Origin of the sequence: Nocardia sp. CA-151230 (genome assembly GCF_050942175.1) — a bacterium.
GTDB lineage: Bacteria > Actinomycetota > Actinomycetes > Mycobacteriales > Mycobacteriaceae > Nocardia.
Window position 1 is genome coordinate 4,270,830 of record NZ_CP192061.1, and the last position, 18,171, is coordinate 4,289,000.

Below are 18,171 nucleotides of genomic sequence, written 5' to 3' on the forward strand. Positions count from 1 at the left end.
GCTCCTTCCGATGCGCTTCGTTGGCCCGGTCGGGCGACATTGCGACTGCGGGTCCCGGGTAGTGTGCATCCCTGCTGCGTTCGATACCACCTCGGTAGGGGGTTACTCGTACGTATCGTGGGGACAGCGTCATCCGAGCCCGTGACTTGTGGGAGGCGATCCGCGTGGCCGACATCATCGACGTACTGCAGTCGCGCTGGGCCGAGTCGGCCGCGGAAGCCATCTTCACCGGGGACGAGCACCCGAGCTTGACTCTCACCACCCACGAGGCGGTGGACCTCATCGCGCACATCGCGGCTCTGCGTCACGCGGTCACCGAAGCCGCCGCCTCCTTCGAACGCATCCGCGCGGTCCTGGACCAGCACACCGCCCACCCGGAAGCGCAATCCCGCCAGGCCTGCACCATCGCCCGCCACGCCGCCGAGAGCCTTACCAGCGCGAGCGAGCGCCCACTCTGAACGATGTGCTCCGGCGGTGGAACCGCGGGGCGTCGACCATCGGTCCGGCCGCTCAGCGGCGCGGCGCGCCGGTTCGCGGGCTCGGGCCGACCAGGGTGATCGGGCGGCGGAGGTCGAATGCGTTCCGTGTCGGGAACGTGGTGTCACGGACGATGATCGGTCCGAGGTCCGGTGTGCCGATGGAGACCGAGGCGGTGCAGTCGCCGGAGCCGAGTTGGATCAGTCGCCCGCCCTGGACGGTCGCCTCGAGCGGCAGGATCTGCAGCGTGATCTCGACCGTGACCTCGAACCGGCCGACCTGGCGACCGTCCACGAACACTTCGAGGGCCGGCTGGTAGGAGTGGGTGATCTCGTGTTCGTACAGGGGCACGTGCTCGGATCCGCCGTGGCGGGTGCGTTCGGCGGCGCGTAACAGCCGGTCGTAGCGGGACCAGCCTTCCACGGCCACCTGGGCCAGGCTGACGCTGAGCAGCCCGTCGATCGCCTTGGCGATCTCGGCGAGGGCCGCCGTGCGCAGGGGCTCGGTGATCGCGACCGCGCCGTTCAGGGCGATGCGGTCGATTCCGCTCGAGCGCAGGTAGTTCGCGAGGTCGCCCGCATCCGGGGCCGCGTAACCGAGCACCACCGTGCGGGCCGACATCATCGGAGTGGTCATCGTCGTATCTCCCTGACGAGCACCTCGGGTCCGCCGACGTGCATACGAATGTGGACGGTGGGCGGATCTGCCGCGCGGGGGAACTCGCGAATGACGGTCCGCGGATTCGTATCCGGTGAAACGGACACTCGCACCGTCGGTTGGTGTGTTGTTCGGGGGCCTTGGTCCCTGGTGAAGTGACTGGCGGAGCGGGCAGAGTGGGCAGGACTCACCCGGTCATGAGGGAGAGCACCCTGATCTGGATGGGAGTTACCGATGGGGGCATCAAAAGTCTTGGGACGCGCGGTTGGCCGGCGACTGTACGCGATCAAGCGTGGGATGTATCCGGACGGGCGACCGGGCGCGGTGGCTCGGGTGCTGAACTGGATCTCGCGCCTGCAGTACTCGGCGGGTCTTCTGTCGCCACATTATGCCGTGACTTTGGAGGTCGCCGGTCGGCGCAGTGGTCGTCCGGTGATGCTGCCGATCGTGGTTGCCGAGTACGAGGGCAACCGGTATTTGGTATCGATGCTCGGCTCGGATGCCAACTGGGTCCGCAACGTCCGGGCTGCTGAGGGGCGAGCCGTGTTGCACCGTCGCGGTAGTGAGACTGTGCAGCTGGTAGAGGTACCCCCAGATGCTCGTGCTCCTGTCCTGCGCCGATACCTCGCGGTGGCTCTCGGGGCGCGCCCCCACTTTCCGATCGATCGCAAGGCGCCGCTGGCCGAATTCGAGAAGATCGCCGACCGATATCCGGTCTTCCGGATAGACAGTGCGTTCTGATCGAAAGACCTCACACCGGGGAAACCTGCGCAGCGGAACGGACCGCGCGAACCCGAGTCGAAGATCAACGCGCCGAAATCATCTCAGCCACAGGAACGCGCGATCATGCCGGTTCCCGCGCTCACCGACGGCCAGCGCGGACCAGGTGGAAGGTCAACTGGCCGTGGCGATCCGAGGTCGGCGAACGCACGCACTATGCCGAATGTCGTGCAGTTCGATGGACGTCCGGATACCAATCCTGGAGGGTGGGGGATCCATGTTTTCTCCAGCTCAGAGATGCGTCGCCAGCATGCGGTCGGGCATGTCGGCGGGGTGGGCTCGGTAGAAGTCGAGGTGGGCGCGCGCGGCCCGATCCCAGCTGAACAAGGCGGCCAGCGCCTTTCCGTGTTCGGCGCGGGATGGGTCGGTAGCCAGCGCGTGGGACATGCCTGCGGCCATGTCGACTGGCGACACGGCGTACTGGACGGTGTCGCCGAAGACCTCGCGCAGGACGGGGAGATCGCGTGCGACAACGGGGATTCCGGCGGCCAGGGCTTCCATCGCGGCGAGTCCGAATCCCTCTTTGGTGGAGAAGAACGGGACCATGGCGGCACTGGCCATCAGCGCGGGCAGGTCGGGGTGGGGAACCGTCCCCAGAATCGTGGGGCGGATGCCTAGTTCGGCGGCCCGGGCATCGAATCGGGAGCGATAGTCACGATAGTCGAAAAGTGTTTCGCCTCCCGCGAATACGAGGTGCAGGTCCGGGCTATCCCGGTGGAGGAGGGCGAAGGCTTCGAGGAGGTCGAGGCCGCCCTTGCGGGGTTCGATTCCGCCCAAGGCCAAGACATAGCGGCCGAGTCGCTGTCGCCAGCCGGCGCGTGCCGCGCGTGCGTCGGTGGAATCGCCTGCGGCAGTGGCGAAGCGCTCGTACTCGACGCCATTGGGGATGACGGTCGGCCGCAGCCCCCACCCGGCGCGGACTTCCTCGGCGACCGCGGCCGACACGCAGATCCGCGCGTAGGGCTCGACGACGGCGCGTTCGTGACAGCTCGCGAGTTCGGGGGTGGTGAAGGTGTCGAGGTGGTGGATGGTCCGGATGCAGCGCCCGACGGCGTTGGCGCTGATGCAGTCCTGGGCGTGCACGATGTCGTAGTCGGAGGGTGTGAAAGTGTCGCGTAAGACGTTGATGGAGCGCATGATTCGCGGTCCGACAGCCTCGCCCTCGAGGCCCTCGAAAGGCACGACGCGAATCGTGACCCCCGGGTCGACCGGCCGGAAGAACGCCCCGTCGCCGCCGCGGCCCAGGGTCCACACGGTGGTGTCGGCGCCGAGGCGGGAGAGGGCTTCGGCGAGGTTGAGCGTGTGCACCACGCCGCCGCGCGGTTTGGTGGAGTAGGTGAGCAGCGCGATCCGCATCAGTGGCCGCCTTTGTCTGTCATGAGGTTGTGGTAGGTGTCCACGCGGCGTTCGTCGAGATGCCGCAGCACGCGGCGGGCACGTTCGACCTCGGCGTCGACGTCGATGTCGGCCAACGCGAGTCCGCCCTTGGACCAGGTTCGGGAGAGGATGTCACCGCCCGGCCCGACTACCTTCGCCTGGCCGAGAAAGCGCAGGTTCCCGGTGATTCCGGTTTGGTTGGAGGAGGCGAGCACGATCTGGTTCTCGGCGGCGCGGGCCTGGTCGTAGAGATCGAACAACCGGGATTGGCGATCATTGGGCATTCGGGAAGCCCGGTCGGTGACGCTCGCCGGCCAGGCCGACAGGGCGGCGATGGTACGCGCGCCGTCGAGGGCGAGGACGCGCGCGGACTCCGGGAAGGTCTTGTCGTAGTCGATGAGCATGCCGAGTCGGCCGATCGGAGTATCGAAGGCCGCGAAGCGGTCTCCGGCGGCATACGCCAAGTGTTCGCCGGCCGGTTGGTGGACCTTCCGGTGTCGTCCGAGGACACCGTCGCCCGTCAAGCACACCGCCGCGTTGTAGCGGGTGCTGTCGGCGTACTCGGCGTAGCCGATGCAAATTGTCATGGCCCCCGCCAGTCGGCACAGCAGCCGGATCTCGGGCCCATCCGGGTCGATGGCCTCCGGCCCGGTAGCGGGGTCCGGGTTCCGGAGGTCACCGATATAGCCGCCGAGGGTGGCGTCGGGCAGGACCAGCAGGTCGACGCCATCGTGGGCGAGCCGGTCCACGATGCTGGTGATCTTGTCCAGGGCACGGGCGATGTCGGCGCCGAAATGGGCTGCGACAGCGGCGATTCGTGTGACGGCCATGACGGTGCTCAGGCGGCGGCGGTGGCGCGGGCGGTGACGGTGATCTGATCGGCCAGGTGCTCGGCGTCTCGTGCGATGGCGGCGAAGCGACCCGAGCCCCAGGTGTGCAGCCACGGCAAACCCAGGAAGTACAGGCCGGGGGTGGTGGTGACACCGCGGTTGTGGCACGGGTGGCCTTCGCCGTCGAAGACCCCGACCCGCAGCCACCGGTAGTCGGTGCGGAACCCGACCGACCACACCACCGCGGTGATATCGGTGGTGGCCAGGTCGATTTCGGTGATCTCGCGATCAGGCCGCCACACGGGCTGGTAGCGCGGTTCGACGGGCGCGTCGATTCCTGTCCGGGCGATGTAGGCGTCGATGGAGTCCTTGATGCTCTCGGCGACGGCGTCGGCGGCGTCGAGCTCCTTCTCCAGTGACGATTCGAAACGTGCCGCGCCGTCTGCCACGTCGACCAGGCGGCCGTAGAGCGCCATGCCCTCGACTGCGAACTGCCGCAGGTCGATATCGCGGCCGCCATCACGGCCGGTGACATAGTGGTTGGTGTTCTCCCGCTTCCCGAGGCCGCCGGGCTGGTCTTCGATCGGAATGTCGTAGTGGCCCATATCCTGCAGCCACGCCACACAGTCGCGGCCGCGGTAGGACCGTGCGACACGGGGCGCGCTGCCGACCGCGAGATGCACCTTGCGGCCTTCCAGGTGCAGATCCTCGGCGATCTGCGCGCCGGACTGTCCGGTGCCGACCACCAGGACGGCACCGTCGGGAAGGTCCGCGGCACTGCGGTATTCGGCCGAGTGCAATTGCCGGATCGAATCCGGCAGGCGTTCGGCGAAACGGGGGATGGCCGGCGCGTGATAGCCGCCAACGGCAACCACGATCTGATCGGAATGCAATGGGCCGGAGGTGGTTTCGACGTCGAAACCTCCGTCCTTCGCGACCGTGACTGCAGTGACCGTGACGCCCTCGCGCACGGGCGGGTCGAAGGTATCGGCGTAGTCGCGCAACCAGGCGTAGACCTCGTCGCGTTTCATGAACCCGTCCGGATCCGGCCCGTTGTATCTGTAACCGGGCAGCACGCACTGCCAGTTCGGGGTGACGAGGGTGAAGTTGTCCCAGCGGGTGTCGCGCCACTCGTGGGCGATGGTGTCGCGTTCGAGCACGACGTGGTCGATGCCGCGTGCGGTCAGATGCCAGGACATCGACAACCCGGCCTGCCCGCCGCCGATCACGACGATGTCGTGGTGCTCGACGGGATTCGAATCAGGGAGCGGGGTCACGGTTTTCCTCCAGGGTTCGCGGCGTGCACCGACGGTGGGGTCATCGACAGCACACGCACCGTGCCGGGGGTCGTACGGGCGTGTGCGGCAGCGGTTTCGATGGCGTCCAGGGTCTGCACGGCGGAGCTGCAATAGAAGCCGAACTTTTCCTTCACGCGTTCGGCGGCGATGGTCAATGCGGTCGAGGCGCGTCGCAGGAATTCGTCGACCGCATAGTCCACGCCGGTCGCGAGGTGGTCGTGAATGACCAGTGACGGCGAATAACAGCTCTGGACGGTGCCGTTCGGCCAGCGGATGTCGAAGGTCATCTCAGGCATGAGCGGCCGCCAGCTGTTCGGGCACGCCGGGCTGTCCCACGACCCCGTGCCGGGCGACGACTCGGTTGTAGAGCTCCGGTCGCCGGTCGCCCAGGTTGTACATGCCGCCGCCGCGGGCGAGTTCGAGCACGTGGTCGACGTCGACGGTCACGGTGGCCAGCCCTGCTTCGGTGCCGGTGGTGGCGAGGATCTCGCCGCCGGGGCCGACGATCTTGGCGCTGCACACGAAGCGCAGCGAGCCGAAGGTGCCGGCCTGGTTGGCCGCGATCCACACCACCTGGTTCTCGAGGGCGCGGGCACGGTCGTAGATGTCGAAGCGCTGGGTCCAGCGGTCGTCCTCGAGCCGTTCGGCGGTGGCGGTGCGGGCGGTGGGCCACGCCGAGAGCGAGGTGATGATCTCCGCGCCGTCCAGTGCCAGGGCACGTGCTGCCTCGGGGAAGGCCTTGTCGTAGCAGATCTGCATCCCCATCCGACCGACCGGGGTGTCGAAGGCCTGGTACTCGGATCCCGCTGCGTAGCAGAGGTTTTCACCGAGCGGCTGATGCACCTTACGATAGGAGCCGAGAATTCCGTCGCCGTGCAGCGTCACGGCGGCGTTGTAGCGCACGTCGCCGTCGGCTTCGCAGAAGCCGAGCGTGATGACCAGGTCCCCGGCCATCGCGGCGATGCGGCGCAATTCCGGTCCGTCGAGGGTGAGGGCGGGCGGCAGGCTGCGTAGCCGGCGTTGCTTGGCCTCGTCGCTCTCGGCTCCGCCGCCGAGGCTGGGCAGATATCCGCCCAGGCAGGCTTCGGGCAGTACCAGCAGGCGGCTGCCGCGGGCATGGGCCTGTTCGATCAGGCCCGCGATGGTGGCGTAGCAGGCTTCCATGTCGCGGCCGAATTCGGCGGCGGCCACGGACATCGTCAGTTCGGTCATGAGTGTCCCAATCCGGTGACGGTGCCGGGCACCGCTGTCGTGGTTGTTCCGTCCGGCCAGCGCAGGCGCACGCCGGGAGCGGAGGTGAGTACGCCGCACACCGCGGACGCGGCGGGGCCGGGGTCGGCAATGTTCGCTTCGGGGCGATCGGCGGTGAGCATGGCGAAGCCGGGAAAACAGGTGATCCAGTCCGCCAGAGCGGCATTCGCCGGTCGCGGGATACGCGCAATATCCAATTCGACGCCGACCCCGGATGCTTCGGCCAGCATGCCCGCCGTTCCGGCGATACCCGCCATGCTGACGTCCTTGGCGGCGGCGGGGGAGGTCGCGGCGACGAACCGGCCCAGCGCGCGGAGCTCGGTGGCGGCGCGGTGGGAGGACGAATCCCATTGGCGGCCTTGGTATCCGTGCCGCCACCGGCCGCCGAGGTCTGCGGTGATGCGCAAGTGGTCGCCGACGCGTCCGCCGCCGCCCGGCACCGGACGGGCCGTCCGACCCAGCGCGGTGACCGACAACGCTGCCGGGCCGAGCTGGGTGTGGCCGCCCAGGACCGGCACACCCCAGGTCTCGCTCGCGCGGGCCAGTCCCCTCATGATCCTGGTCAGCAACGAGCGGGTCGGGGCGGCGACGGCGTCGAGCAGGCCGACGGGTTCCGCGCCCATGGCCGAGAGATCATTGAGGTTGACCAGCACCGAACACCATCCGGCCCATTCCGGATCACGCTCCACCATCGACGGCAGGATCGCGTCACAGGCGGCGATGAGGTCGCTACCGGGCACCGGAGCGCCATCGTCGCCCCGGAATCCATTGCCGCCCAGAGTCATCGGTTGTCCACCGAGGTCGCCCAGCAGCGGGCCGAGCATCGACTTGGTGGCGTGGGCCAACCGTTCGATGCGGTCGATCGGCCAGCGCATCCGGGCGTGGGGCGTCCCGTTGATCTCCGTCTCGCCCAGCCGAATCCAACCCAGGTGGGTGAACAGGGCAGCGTAGCGGGCCTGCACGGTCGCCTCGAAACGCAGCACATTGTTGCTCTCGGCGAAGGCGCAGGCCGCGCGGACCAGCGCGTTGCCCACACCGCGGGTGCGGCGTCCGCAGTCGACGACCAGGCGACTACCGGTCCACCATCCGAGGTCTTCGGCGGTGGCCGGTGCGACCCGGACGCCACCGAGTACGGTGCCGTCCGGTGTCAGGGCGACCAGCACGATGGTGCGTGGGTCGTCGTCGATGTCGTCGGTGTCGCTGCCGCGGAACAAGCCCTGCTCGATCACGAAGTTCTCGCGGCGCAGTGCCCGGTAGGCGGCCAGCTGCCGGACGTCGGCCGGGCGGATCAGGAATCCGTCCTCGGGTTCGGCCGGATACGGATGCCCGGACAGGACGCAGTAATCCAGAGACACCGTGCTGGGCTCGGGTGCGTCGTCGATCCAGGAGCGTTGTGCGCGTCGAGGTTCGGTGGTGGTCATGTCACCCTCCAGCGGTCTGCAGCACGCTGCACGCCCCACATGCCGCGCAGCCGGCCTTCTGCCCTGCACCGAACATCCCGGCATCGCGCAGCTCGAGGGCGACCCGGCGAGTGACGTCCTCGAGCATTTCCGGCGTCGGTGCCATCGCCCCGTCGACGTCGACGGCGAGCGTCCCGGCCAGCGGCCGGAACGGGACGATGAACGGGTAAACGCCCATGTCGATCAATTCCCGTGCGCCGGAAACCAATTCGTCAGGGTCCTCGCCCAGACCGACCAGGAGGTAGGTCGAGACCTGGTTGCGCCCGAACACGCGGACCGCCTCGGCCCACGCGGCTTTGTACTCTGCCATCGGCACGGTGGACTTGCCGGGCATCCACCGGGCGCGCACCCGGTCGTCGAGGGACTCGACGTGGATGCCGATGGAGTCGGCCCCCGCCTCGTGCAGTTCGGTGAGCACGGCCAGATCCGCCGGCGGCTCGCACTGCACCTGGACCGGCAGATCCGGCACCGCCTGCTTGACCGCCCGCACGCATCGTGCGAGATGCCTTGCGCCACGGTCTTTTCCGGCGGAGGTGCCGGTGGTCATGACCATCTGGCGCACCCCGTCGAGCCGGACCGCCGCGGCGGCGACCTCGGCCAGTTGCTCGGGGCGCTTGACCGCGACGGTCTGACCCGCGTCCAGGGATGCCTCGATGGCACAGAACCGGCAGCGCTGGTCCTCGGCGTAGCGGATGCAGGTTTGCACGACCGTTGTCGCGAGGACGTCCGCGCCGTGCAGTTTGGCGATCTGCTCGTAGGCGACCCCGTCGTCGGTCCGCAGATCGTAGAAACGCGGCCGCCGCACCGGTTCCACCGAGACACCCAGATCGGCGCCGTCGAGGAGCAGCCGGTCGCCACGCAGGGTGTAGGGCGAATCGGAGCGGATGGGGATGGCAGCGCCGGCACCCCCGAACAGCACATGACCGTCGTCGCTGGGCCCGGCTCCGGAACGGCGCTGCACCGGCACATCGACGCGGATGCCGAGTAGCGCGAGGTCTACTCGTGTGGATACCTCGGTCATGGCTGCCGCCTACACCTGGTAGGTGGAGTTGATGATGGCGCCCTTGCGCGCGTAATGGATCAGCGCGTCCTGCACATCCAGCGGGTGCGCGGGGATCACGCCCTCGATGAGGTCCTCTTCGCGGGCACCGTGCAGGGCCAGGCCGAAGCGGCAGGCGAACACCTTGCCGCCCTCCTTGATGAAGGTCGACAGCGCCTCGTTGATGTTCTGCTCGCCGGGGAACCCGCTGTCACCAGTGGTCGGGAAGCCGCGGGTGGCAATGGCATTGATCGCGCCGGGACCGTAGAAGTAGATGGCGGACTCGAACCCCTTGCGCAGCGCACGGGTCGCCTGCAACACCGCCACGAAACTCACCGACGACTCGTGGGCGATACCGTGCACCAGTGTGAAGTAGGTTTCGCCGGCCTCGGCCCGATAGTCGGGGAAGATCTTGGTCGCGCCGTAGATGTTGGTGCCCTTGGGCAGCGCCGGATGCGGAATCTCAGCGAGGGACTTGGCGATGTTCTCCTCGATCGCCTTGTCGATGTCGGCGGTCGTCTTGGTGGGTGCGGACATAGTCGTCTCCTGCGAAAGATGGGCGAGAATCGGTGATTGCGGACCGTCTGCCGAGTGGGGGAGCGGCTCACCGATGAGTCAAGTTGACGCTCGGGGTATTTCTGATTGGTCACGTACGGAAGAAGTCGACGTTGCCGCCTGTTCACGATGAGCGCATGGTGGCTGCCGTCCTGTAATAGCCGGTGCCACAATAGAATTCGAGGAAATCTCAATCTGGTCGCCGGCGCATGTCGTGGTGCGAGTTCGATGCGTTGTAATCACAGTCCTGGGCTTTTGCCGATGCCATTAACAATCGGTAGCCCGCGAACCCGCCCATTCGTAACATCGGCGAAATCGCTACCCAGCAGTAGCTTCCCACCGGGGTCTGTGGTGCGCGATCCGATTTCCAGTCCGAGCAGAACCGACAACGATTCGAGGTGGAGACGGAGGACGTACGACCGATGGGCCGCACACTCGAGCAAGCTCGTCGTCGGAGCCGGGCGTTCCGGTATTGCTGCGCACAACCTGCGGCGGGAACTGCCGGAAGCTATGTGATTCTCGAGGCGCGCGACGTGCGGTCCCACGTGGGATCACGCAAACCGTGCCAGATCCAGTACTCACGTGCTGCCGAGTGGGTGTGGGGGATGGTAGACAGCTCGCGGTGAGGGCATTGGTACACGAGGGTCCCGTTGGGTGGATCGTTGGGTAGCCGAGGACGTTGGGCTCAGCTGTGGGGTCTTCGGACTCTGCTGGCATCGGGGCCTGCCGTGTGATCGTCGAACTCGACGCGGTCGGCGATGTTGGACGACCCGAGTTCGAGGAGAGATCGATGGATATGAACAGCATGGACATGCAGTCGCCGCTGATGCAGGTGTGCCACACGGTCATGATGTGGCTGCATCAGCAGGGCATTCTGCCCCCGATGACGATGTGATCGCCTGCGGCAGCGGCCGATCGGTTCGATCGGGGGCCTCGTCACCCTCGTTCGTTACTCGAGTGGACCCGCTCCGCGCGGCGACACCGGTGCGCGGCCGACCCCGCAGCAGATGCTGGCCGAGCGGTACACGCGCGGGGAGACCGACGACGAGGAATACACCCGCCGCCTGAAGGTCCTCGGTATCGGCACGTCGAGTTGACCGCGGAGTCCGGGGCGGCGCCGGAAAGGGGACGAACAGTGGACACGAAATTGTCGGCGACCGTCCACGCGGCCATCGACGAGATCACTGCCGGATGGCACTCTCTGCGGGTCAGTGGGCGTGGCCGGACGGATTATGGCCGGTGTGGTCGTGGTGGGTGTGCTCGTCGTCGGGTGCGCTGCCCATCATGCGCAGCATGGGGATGCCGCCGGTGCGGACGAAGCGCAGGACGAGGAGTGCGGTGAGGGTGAGGAAGGCGATGTTGAGCCAGGTGGTGTAGTTCCAGTGGATGCCTTCGGTCATCACCATGGCGTTGCGTTCACGGGGGATGAGACCGGTTGTGCCGAAGAGGATCTCGACGAGGTAGCCGGCGCCGACCATGGCGGCGTAGAAGGTGCAGAGCAGGGTGAGCATCATGCGGGTGCCGTAGTACTTGCGGTAGATGTTGAGGATCGGCAGGATCAGCAGGTCCGCGTAGATGAAGGCGATGACGCCGCCGAAGCTGATGCCGCCGTTCCACAGCACCGCGGCGAGCGGCACGTTGCCGATCGAGCAGACGAACGACCCGATCGCCACCAGCGGTCCGACGAGTGGGCTCCAGATCGCCGAGGCCAGCGGGTGGTCGGTCAGGAAGAACTTCTGCCAGAACGAATCCGGCACCCAGGCGCCGATCGCGCCCGCGATGAGCAGGCCGATGACCAGGTCGCGCAGGATGGCGGCCCATTCCATGACGAAGACGTGAGATACGGCGGTCAGACCCTGTCGGGAGAAGAGTCGTCGCAGGAACGGACCCTCCGTCGGCACCGACATGTCCATGGCCGCATGGCCTTCCATCGATCCGGACAGCCCCTTGTCGGCCTGTTCGTGGGCCGCGTCGACCAGTCGGGAGCGCACGAACAGCCGGAACAACACCGCCAGCAACACGATCATGATCGGGCCGCCGACGAATTCGGCCGCAGTGAACTGCCACCCCATCAGCAGGGCCAGGATGATGCCGAGTTCGACGACCAGGTTGGTCGAGCCGATCTCGAATGCCATGGCCGCGGTGAAGTTCGCGCCCTTGCGGAACAGCGAACGTGCCAGCGCCACAGCGGCATACGAGCACGACGACGACGCCGCACCCAATCCGGCCGCGATCGTCAGGGTACGCGGGCGGTCGTCGCCGAGTAGTCGAACGATCGTCGACTTGCGTACGACCGCCTGCACCAGCGCCGACAGCGCGAAACCCAGGATCAGTGCCCACAGGATCTCCCAGGTCATCGACCCGGCCAACGCCAGCGCGTGCCCGATAGCGTTCATCGCCGTCCTCGTCTCGTCCTGTTCGGCAGTCTCTGTGACTATGCCGCGACCATATACCCCATAGGGGTATGAATCAACCGGTAGGGGCCGGAAGCCCGCCGCCCAAGGACGGATTGCCCCATCAACGCCAGTGCACGTGGTGCATACTCCACTCGAAGAATGCTGTCGCAAAGGCAGCTGCGCGATGACGGCCACGAACAGCCGATGGTGCTCGAGCGGAGCGCTTTCGGCCCGATTCGGAGTGGGCGGGCAGCAGCAGGGAGACGGAAAGGGAACGCTTGCCAGCGCGTCATCGGGATCGGTCGCGTTGAACGCGTTCAGGATCGGACCCGCGGCGATACCTACCAGGACTGATTCGACGGAGCACGGCGATCGCCTCCCCGCTGAAGCTGGTGATGTTGTCACCGCTCTGGCCCGGTCCCGGCGTTGCGGCCCGATGTCACCATCCTGGGTGTGCGGCTGCTCGATTGAGCGCATCACCGAGAAACCAGTTGCGGGCCGCCGAAACGTGGACCAGCACTGCGGCTTTGCTCAGGCCACGCGGTTCGAGGTCGGTAACGGAGCGCCCGTGTAGGTCCACACGGCCGGTATCAGCACGTCGACGTCGAGCTCGTCCGCCAATCGCTGCCTGGCCAGGCGTTCGCTCAGCTCCGGCATGGCACCGACAGGACTGCCCGCCAGATCGGTCAGGCACCTTCGCAGTACCAATTCCACTTGCGGCCGCGATAGCTCGCCGCCGAACTCCGCGCATAGCCGCGTCACGGTCTGCTCGTACATTCCGGGATCCATTGTGTGCCGCGACTGCGTGGTATCGAGAACCATGATCACGGCTACCAGGCTGCAGTGTGCGCCGACGCCACGGCAGGGCCGAAAGGCTCCTCCCGATTTGCCTTGGCCACCAACGGTTGTGCACTACATCCAGGACCGACGGCTCGGTTCTGGCAACAGTGATGTGCCCTTCGGGCCCCGACAGCTGACTTTCGGCCCCTGTGGTGAGCCAGTGTGGTGGGCGATCTTGGATCAGGCAGCGCCGGCGTAGTCGCTGCCACTTCCGGAATGTTCGTGCACATCAGGAGAATCGCATGAGCGACACCACCGCCCAGCCCGCCATCGGCCGCGTCCGGAACTCGGTGGTCTGGCCCGACCCGAGCCCCTTGGACTCTTGGTGGCACAGGGTGATGTACGCCGAAACCAGCTCGGCCCCGCAGACACTCCGAACGGCACGCTGACCAGCGACCCCATACACGCAAATCGACACCTCGAGCCGAAGAAGGAGAATCGGAGATGGCCCGAACGCAGTGGAACGATCTGAACGTGCGCACTCGCAGGCTGATCGTGGGCGCGGGCGTGATCGACGGCATCGCGAAGATCGCAGCCCTGCTGGATCTGCTCCAACGGCCGCCCGAGCAGATCCGCGGCTCCCAACGCGTATGGGCAACCTCGATCGTGCTGGTGAACTCGATAGGCGCCCTCCCCGTCGCATACTTCCTCCTCGGGCGCCGCGCACCGGACGACAACGCTTGACCTGCCTCTGTACGTTCCTCCCGATCCCAATGAAGATCACCGAGAGCGCAATCATGAAGAACGCCATCGAGGTCACCAGGTACATTTGCCCGAGCACCTTGGGTCGGTGGTGGTGACCGGGCGCTGGATGACCGATCCCTGCGGTGCGCGCCGAGTATGGGCGCGTGACCTGTACTGGTAGTTCCGGTTTCGGTGATATGCGGTCACCAACATCCTCCTTGTTCGGCTTTCAGGAGGAGTACGTCCGCGGCTGGATTTCCGGACGGCGCTCAACCCAGCGGACGGTAGTGACCGGACGGTATTCGATGACCTTGGTCTATCGGTTAGGGCCCGATTGCTCTGCCGTGGCCCGGTGCGGGGCGGCAGCCTGGCGCGTATGGGTTCGAGGGTGCGGCGCATCGCCGTGGTGTATGCGACAGGGCGGGGAACGACCGGGGAGATCGCCGAGTTCATCGGTACGGCACTGGAATCCCCGGAGGTGGTGGTGGAGGTGTTGCCCATCGGTCACCGGGTGCCCGATCTGAGTGGGTTCGACACGGTGGTGCTGGGCAGCCCCGTGTACCACGGGGCGTTGATGAAGTCGTTCGTCGTCTTCGTGTATCAGCGGCTCGACCAGCTCGCGAAACCGAATGTCTGGCTGTTCAGCACCGGCCTGGCCCCGGAACTGTCCGGCTCGATCGGCCGACGGTGGGCGCGTGCGGTGCCGAAGAACATTGCGACCGTGCGGGATGCGTTGGCGGTGCGCGGCTACCGGGCGTTCTCCGGCTGCTACCAGCGGTCCAACATGCCGGTGCGTGCCCAGTTGCGGTACTTCCTGATGGGTGGCCGTCGCTACGGTGATCTGCGCGATTGGGACGCCATTCGAGCCTGGGCCGCAGGGATAGCGGCGGACTCCGCGCAGTGCGCATGATCTTCACCGGCGGTATGCCGGCGCCCGCTGCGAGGCGGGCACCGACATGCCTTTCTCTCAGGGCTGTCCAGCGCCGATGGTGAAGTCGTGGCCCCACAGGCTGACGGCGGTGGATTCGCGTGCGATCCAGGAGCGGTCGTCCACTTCCAGGCCGCCGCAGCCGAATTCGATGTCGAAGCCACCGGGTGTCTTCAGATAGAACGACAGCATCGCGTCGTTGATGTGCCGGCCGAGGGTGGCCGAGAGCGGGATTTTCCTGCGCTGGGCCCGATCCAGGCAGAGGCCGACATCGTCGGAGCTCTCGACTTCGACCATCAGATGGACGATGCCGGACGGCGTCGGCAGGGGCACCAGTGCCAGCGAATGGTGGCGCGCATTGCAGCCCAGGAACCGCAGCCAGGCGGGTTCGCCGTCGGCGGGCCGACCGATCACCTGCGGGGGGAGCCGCATGGAGTCGCGCAGCCGGAAGCCGAGCACGTCCCGGTAGAAGGCGAGGGCGGTCGTGTCATCGGTGCAGGTCAGCACTACATGGCCGAGACCCTGTTCCGCGGTGACGAAGCTGTGGCCGTGGGGGCTGACGAAACGTCGGGCCAGGTACTGTGTGCCGTGAAAGGCTTCGAGCACATTGCCCGACGGGTCGCTGAACCGGATCATCTCCTGGACCCGCCGGTCGGCGAGCTCGTCCGCGGCGGCTTCCGCGAAGGGCACCGCGGCGTGTCGCAACCGATCCCGAAGCGCCTGCAGGGCAACGGAGTCCGTGACCTCCCAACCCGATGCTTGCAGCTGGTCCTGGTCTCCCGGCACGATCACCAGTCGTGCCGGGAACTCGTCCATGCGCAGGTAGAGGGAGTCCGGGTCGGCGCCGTCCACCTCCTGCATGCCGAGTACCTTCAGCCCGAATTCGCGCCACGCTGCCACATCGGTGGCCTCGATACGCAGGTAGCCCAGCGCGCGAATGCCCACGGGCAGGTTCCCGGCACCGAGGTCCCCGGCGGGTCGCGATATCGATTGTGTCGTGATGGTCATCGGCTACACCATCGTGTCGCCGACGGGCAGCCCGAAGGCGTGGTTGCCGTACATGACGTAGACGCGCTCGGCGTCATTGGCCGCGTGCACCCGACCGGCGTGCGCGTCGCGCCAGAACCGCTGCAGCGCAGTGCCGTTCGCGAGAGCGGTAGCACCCGACGCCTCGAACAGCCGGTCGATGGAGGCGATGGCGCGGCCGGTGGCGCGTACCTGGTCGCGGCGGGCGCGGGCGCGCACGTCGAACGGGATCTCCCGGCCCGCGACCAGACACGCGTACTCGTCGGCGACATTGCCCGACAGCTGACGCCAGGCGGCGTCGATGTCACTGGCGGCCTCGGCGATGCGCACCTTGCCGAATGGATCGTCCTTGGCGTTCTCGCCCGCGTAGGCGGCGCGCACCCGCTTGCCCTGGTGCTCGACATGCGCGGCGTACGCGCCGTAGGCCATACCCACGATCGGAGTGGAGATGGTGGTGGGGTGGATTGTGCCCCACGGCATCTTGTACACCGGATCGGTATTCTGCTCCAGACCAGGTGATTTCAGCTCGCCCATGGTCCTGAAGCCGAGGAAGCGGTGTTCGGGGACGAAGACGTTCTCGACGACGATGTTGTTGGATCCGGTGCCGCGCAGGCCGACCACGTCCCACACGTCGTCGATGCGATAGTCGCTGCGGGGGATGAGGAACGAGCCGAAGTCGACCGGCTTGCCGTTCTTGATCACCGGGCCGCCGACGAACACCCAGTCGGCGTGGTCGCAGCCGGAGGACCATGCCCACGTCCCGTTCACGAGGTAGCCGCCGTCGACCGTTGTGCCCGCACCCATGGGGGCGTAGGAGGATGCGACTCGCGCATCGGTGTTCTCACCCCAGACATCCTGCTGCGCACGCTGATCGAACAGCGCCAGGTGCCAGTTGTGGATGCCGAGGATGCCCGCGACCCAGCCGGTGGAACCGCACGCGCCGGCGATCTTGCGGACGGTGTCGTAGAAGAGCACCGGGTCGGCGGCATGACCGCCCCACTGCCGTGGTTGCAGCAGCGTGAAGAAGCCGGTCGCCTGGAGGTCCTTGATGGACTCGTCCGGGATGCGGCGCAGATCTTCGGTTTCCTGGGCGCGTTCGCGCAGACTCGGCAGTACTGCTTCGACGCGCTCGATGATTTCCTGGGCCATGTCGCCGGATGCTCCTGACTGTCGGGCGGTGGGTGTCTCGCCGCCGCCGAAATAGAACAAGTTCTAGTCAATATCGAGCACTGGTACGCCGGGGGCTAGTGGAGCAAATGACCAAAAAATGGGGACTTTCGACCATTGACGGGCGGTCGGCTCGTCGCGGAAGCTGGCACAGTTCTGCAACAGGTTCTATTGATGCGAGGAGCGTGTGATGGTGGCAAACCCCCAGGGCCGCAGCGGGAAGGTCCGCGAAATCGACGTGGGCTCGTTGCCCGGCCGGTATGCCCGGGGCTGGCACTGCCTCGGCCTGGCCGAGACCTTCCGTGACGGTAAACCGCACTCGGTCAATGCTTTCGGCACCAAGCTGGTCGTCTGGGCCGACGGCGCGGGTGAGCTGAGAGTACTGGATGCCTACTGCCGGCACCTGGGCGGGGACCTGTCCATGGGAAAGGTCAAGGGCGACAATGTCGCCTGCCCCTTCCACGACTGGAGCTGGGGCGGCGACGGCAAGTGCAAGGACATCCCCTACGCGCGGCGGGTGCCCCCGTTGGCCCGCACCCGCTCATGGCTCACCCTGGAACGCAACGGGCAGCTGTTCGTCTGGCACGACCACGAGGGCAATCCGCCCGCGCCCGACGTGACCATCCCCTCCATCGAGGGCCCGTACTCGGATCACGAAGACAATCCGACCCGTACGCACAACAGCGACTGGACGCCGTGGACGTGGCATTCGATCCTCATCGAGGGCTCCAACTGCCGCGAGATCATCGACAACATCGTGGATATGGCGCACTTCTTCTATATCCACTACGCGTTCCCCACCTACTTCAAGAATGTCTTCGAGGGCCACATCGCGACCCAGTACCTGGAGACCAAGGGCCGCCCCGATATCGGCATGGCCACCAAGTACGCCGGTGACACCTTGTTGAAGTCGGAGGCTTCGTACTTCGGGCCGTCGTACATGATCAATCCGCTGCTCAATATCTACAGCGGCTTCGAGGTCCGCAGCGTGCTCGTCAACTGCCATTACCCGGTCACCCAGGACTCGTTCGTCCTGCAGTACGGGATCACGCTGGAGAAACCCACGGGTCTGCCCGACGCGGCGGCGAACCGGCTGGCGGCCAAGATGACCGAGGGCATCGGCGAGGGTTTCCTGCAGGACGTGGAGATCTGGAAGCACAAGTCCAAGATCGAGAATCCGCTGCTGTGCGACGAGGACGGCCCGGTGTATCAGCTGCGACGCTGGTACGAGCAGTTCTATGTCGACGTCGCCGACATCGACCCGAAGTCCAGGCAGCGCTTCGAATTCGAGGTCGACACCTCCAAGGCCAATGAGATCTGGGAGGCAGAGGTCGCCGAGAACCTGCGCAGGCAGCGAGAAACCGTTCCCACCCACCCCTGCACCGACTCGTGAGGATCTGCGAGAT

19 protein-coding genes are annotated in these 18,171 nt (G+C 66.7%); 6 read left to right on the plus strand and 13 right to left on the minus strand.

Annotated features, from left to right (window positions below):
* Positions 1 to 164: 164 nt before the first annotated feature.
* Positions 165 to 458 carry a hypothetical protein gene (locus ACQP1O_RS20005; RefSeq protein WP_433567272.1) on the plus strand — a complete coding sequence of 98 codons (294 nt, stop codon included), beginning with the start codon at positions 165 to 167 and terminating at the stop codon, positions 456 to 458.
* Between the two features lie 52 nt (positions 459 to 510).
* Here the strand turns inward: ACQP1O_RS20005 and ACQP1O_RS20010 are convergent, their stop codons facing one another.
* Positions 511 to 1,113: a hypothetical protein gene (locus tag ACQP1O_RS20010; protein ID WP_433567273.1), complete on the minus strand. Its 603-nt coding sequence runs from the start codon at positions 1,111 to 1,113 to the stop codon at positions 511 to 513.
* A gap of 354 nt (positions 1,114 to 1,467) precedes the next feature.
* Here ACQP1O_RS20010 and ACQP1O_RS20015 point away from each other — a divergent pair, with 354 nt between their 5' ends.
* Positions 1,468 to 1,875, plus strand: a complete 408-nt coding sequence (locus tag ACQP1O_RS20015) for a nitroreductase/quinone reductase family protein (RefSeq protein ID WP_433567274.1) — start codon at positions 1,468 to 1,470, stop codon at positions 1,873 to 1,875.
* A 270-nt stretch (positions 1,876 to 2,145) separates the two neighbouring features.
* On the opposite strand, the gene ACQP1O_RS20020 is transcribed toward ACQP1O_RS20015, so the two are convergent.
* From ACQP1O_RS20020 to ACQP1O_RS20065, 10 genes are all read right to left on the minus strand, one after another.
* A complete protein-coding gene (locus ACQP1O_RS20020; RefSeq protein WP_433567275.1) occupies positions 2,146 to 3,270 on the minus strand; it encodes an MSMEG_0565 family glycosyltransferase in 1,125 nt (374 codons plus the stop codon).
* Positions 3,270 to 4,121 (minus strand): carbon-nitrogen hydrolase family protein, encoded by an 852-nt coding sequence (locus tag ACQP1O_RS20025; protein ID WP_433567276.1) that lies wholly within the window; start codon positions 4,119 to 4,121, stop codon positions 3,270 to 3,272. Before ACQP1O_RS20025 ends, ACQP1O_RS20020 begins: the two co-directional genes overlap by 1 nt.
* 8 nt (positions 4,122 to 4,129) lie before the next feature.
* Positions 4,130 to 5,398: an MSMEG_0569 family flavin-dependent oxidoreductase gene (locus ACQP1O_RS20030; RefSeq protein WP_433567277.1), complete on the minus strand. Its 1,269-nt coding sequence runs from the start codon at positions 5,396 to 5,398 to the stop codon at positions 4,130 to 4,132.
* Positions 5,395 to 5,715 carry an MSMEG_0570 family nitrogen starvation response protein gene (locus ACQP1O_RS20035; protein WP_433567278.1) on the minus strand — a complete coding sequence of 107 codons (321 nt, stop codon included), beginning with the start codon at positions 5,713 to 5,715 and terminating at the stop codon, positions 5,395 to 5,397. The genes ACQP1O_RS20030 and ACQP1O_RS20035 overlap by 4 nt, the downstream gene beginning before the upstream one ends.
* Positions 5,708 to 6,631, minus strand: coding sequence for a carbon-nitrogen hydrolase family protein (locus ACQP1O_RS20040; RefSeq protein ID WP_433567279.1), 924 nt, complete (start codon positions 6,629 to 6,631; stop codon positions 5,708 to 5,710). The genes ACQP1O_RS20035 and ACQP1O_RS20040 overlap by 8 nt, the downstream gene beginning before the upstream one ends.
* Positions 6,628 to 8,052: an MSMEG_0567/sll0787 family protein gene (locus ACQP1O_RS20045; RefSeq protein ID WP_433567731.1), complete on the minus strand. Its 1,425-nt coding sequence runs from the start codon at positions 8,050 to 8,052 to the stop codon at positions 6,628 to 6,630. The genes ACQP1O_RS20040 and ACQP1O_RS20045 overlap by 4 nt, the downstream gene beginning before the upstream one ends.
* A 40-nt stretch (positions 8,053 to 8,092) precedes the next feature.
* A complete protein-coding gene (locus ACQP1O_RS20050; protein WP_433567280.1) occupies positions 8,093 to 9,151 on the minus strand; it encodes an MSMEG_0568 family radical SAM protein in 1,059 nt (352 codons plus the stop codon).
* Between the two features lie 9 nt (positions 9,152 to 9,160).
* A complete protein-coding gene (locus ACQP1O_RS20055; protein ID WP_433567281.1) occupies positions 9,161 to 9,706 on the minus strand; it encodes an MSMEG_0572/Sll0783 family nitrogen starvation response protein in 546 nt (181 codons plus the stop codon).
* A gap of 1,226 nt (positions 9,707 to 10,932) precedes the next feature.
* A complete protein-coding gene (locus ACQP1O_RS20060) occupies positions 10,933 to 12,120 on the minus strand; it encodes a permease (protein ID WP_433567282.1) in 1,188 nt (395 codons plus the stop codon).
* Between the two features lie 531 nt (positions 12,121 to 12,651).
* Complete coding sequence (locus ACQP1O_RS20065) at positions 12,652 to 12,897, minus strand: hypothetical protein (protein ID WP_433567283.1); 246 nt, start codon at positions 12,895 to 12,897, stop codon at positions 12,652 to 12,654.
* Positions 12,898 to 13,202: 305 nt separating this feature from the next.
* Between ACQP1O_RS20065 and ACQP1O_RS20070 the strand changes: the two genes are divergently transcribed.
* From ACQP1O_RS20070 to ACQP1O_RS20080, 3 genes are all read left to right on the plus strand, one after another.
* On the plus strand, positions 13,203 to 13,349 hold the full coding sequence (locus ACQP1O_RS20070) for a hypothetical protein (protein ID WP_433567284.1): 147 nt from the start codon (positions 13,203 to 13,205) through the stop codon (positions 13,347 to 13,349).
* Positions 13,350 to 13,404: 55 nt separating this feature from the next.
* The gene (locus tag ACQP1O_RS20075) at positions 13,405 to 13,644 is read left to right on the plus strand and encodes a hypothetical protein (RefSeq protein WP_433567285.1); all 240 of its coding nucleotides are present in this window, start codon (positions 13,405 to 13,407) and stop codon (positions 13,642 to 13,644) included.
* Between the two features lie 376 nt (positions 13,645 to 14,020).
* A complete protein-coding gene (locus ACQP1O_RS20080; RefSeq protein WP_433567286.1) occupies positions 14,021 to 14,554 on the plus strand; it encodes a flavodoxin domain-containing protein in 534 nt (177 codons plus the stop codon).
* 57 nt (positions 14,555 to 14,611) lie between these two features.
* Here ACQP1O_RS20080 and hsaC read toward each other — a convergent pair whose 3' ends face one another.
* Together hsaC and hsaA are read right to left on the minus strand one after the other, a co-directional pair.
* A complete protein-coding gene (hsaC, locus tag ACQP1O_RS20085) occupies positions 14,612 to 15,517 on the minus strand; it encodes an iron-dependent extradiol dioxygenase HsaC (RefSeq protein WP_433567732.1) in 906 nt (301 codons plus the stop codon).
* A 66-nt stretch (positions 15,518 to 15,583) separates the two neighbouring features.
* Positions 15,584 to 16,747 carry a 3-hydroxy-9,10-secoandrosta-1,3,5(10)-triene-9,17-dione monooxygenase oxygenase subunit gene (hsaA, locus tag ACQP1O_RS20090; RefSeq protein WP_433567287.1) on the minus strand — a complete coding sequence of 388 codons (1,164 nt, stop codon included), beginning with the start codon at positions 16,745 to 16,747 and terminating at the stop codon, positions 15,584 to 15,586.
* 208 nt (positions 16,748 to 16,955) lie between these two features.
* On the opposite strand from hsaA, the gene ACQP1O_RS20095 reads away from it, so the two are divergent.
* Positions 16,956 to 18,158 (plus strand): Rieske 2Fe-2S domain-containing protein, encoded by a 1,203-nt coding sequence (locus ACQP1O_RS20095; protein WP_433567288.1) that lies wholly within the window; start codon positions 16,956 to 16,958, stop codon positions 18,156 to 18,158.
* The last annotated feature ends 13 nt before the right edge of the window (positions 18,159 to 18,171 follow it).